Source organism: Pseudomonas sp. JV245A, assembly GCF_032424515.1.
Classification (GTDB): Bacteria; Pseudomonadota; Gammaproteobacteria; order Pseudomonadales; family Pseudomonadaceae; genus Aquipseudomonas; species Aquipseudomonas protegens.
The window spans coordinates 1-1,230 of sequence record NZ_VYKE01000392.1 but is presented as its reverse complement, the minus strand read 5'-3'; the positions used below and the strand labels follow the sequence as shown (position 1 = coordinate 1,230).

Annotated in this window: 2 pseudogenes; both read right to left on the bottom strand. The window is 71.3% G+C overall.

What is annotated here, in order from left to right:
* Positions 1-383 (bottom strand): annotated as a pseudogene (locus F6S12_RS31925) (haloacid dehalogenase-like hydrolase); the annotation flags it as partial.
* Positions 380-1,230 (bottom strand): annotated as a pseudogene (locus F6S12_RS31920) (hypothetical protein); the annotation flags it as partial. The pseudogenes F6S12_RS31925 and F6S12_RS31920, both read right to left, overlap by 4 nt.

The following is a 1,230-nucleotide window of genomic DNA, read 5'->3' as shown; positions in this document are numbered from 1 at the left end:
AGCAGGCCGTGCATGCCGCTGGCGGCCAGGGCCTGGTGATCACCTTCGAGCACGGCCTGGAACGGCTGGCGGGTCTTCCACTCGGGGTGCTGGGGCGCCAGGCGCTTGATTTCGTCGAAGGCGAACAGCACCTCGAAATAGGCCGGCTGCTCGCTCCACAGGGTGCCGTCGTTGTCGAACACGGCAATGCGCTCGGCGGGTTTCACGTAGTCCGGGCCGCCCTGGGTGGTCACCGCCTGGACGAAGGCGAGAATGCCCTGCTTGCTCGGGCCGTCCTTCCACGAGGGCAAGGGGTCGCTGTTGGCCAGGGCCAGCAGCGGGGCGGCCAGCAACAGCAGCAGGAGGGGCAGGTGGCGCACGCGCCAGGGGGCTGGAAGTGTCATGGGAAATCCTTCTCGTGACGGGGGTTGAGGGGGCGCAGGCCGTGGCCTTGAGGAGGGGCTTGCGGCGTACCTTCGGCGTGCAGCGCCGGCAGCGCCTGGCGCAGTTGCTCCAGGGCCGCGCCGGCGTGGGGCGCCGGGCCATAGCAGGCCTGCAGCAGGGCGCGCAGGCGCGGGCCCAGGCTGGCCAGATCGAGGCGGCCGCTGCTGCGCCGACACCACAGGTACAGGGCACCCAGTTGCGGCGGCTGCTGCTTGAGCTGGCCCGGCACCTGTTCCCAGGCCCAGGCGGCGGAGCGCTCCCAGGCGGCCTGGCGGGCGGCCCGCCAGTGTTGCCAGGCCTGCTGCCCGCGTTGCCACCAGGGGCGGCCCAGGTACAGCGCCACAACGCCCAGCGCCAGCAGCAGGGCCAGGCCGACCAGGTACTGGGAAATGCGCCAGGGGTTTTGCCGGCCCAGGGCCTGGAGATCGTCGCGGATGGAAAACACCGGTTGATAGCGGCTGGCGGCCGTGGCCTCGAAACTCAAGGCCGGCAACTCGCTGACCTGGGCCCGATGCGCCTGGCTGTTCCACCATTTGATCCGCAGCGCCGGCAGTTGGTAGTGCCCGGGGCGCTGGATCCTGTAACTCAGGCGATCGATGCGCTGGCCACCGCTGATATGCCCGCGACCGTCATCCAGGTTGCTGATGCGCGGGGCCACCGGGTAGGCCTCCAGGCCGGCCACGGCGGCCGTTTGCGGCGGCGGCAGGGACAACCCCGGCGGGCCGTCGGCCTGCAGGGTCAGTTCGCGGACCAGGGTGTCGCCCACCGCCGCTGGTGTCGTGGACAAGCGCAGGGTCTGGGTCAGGC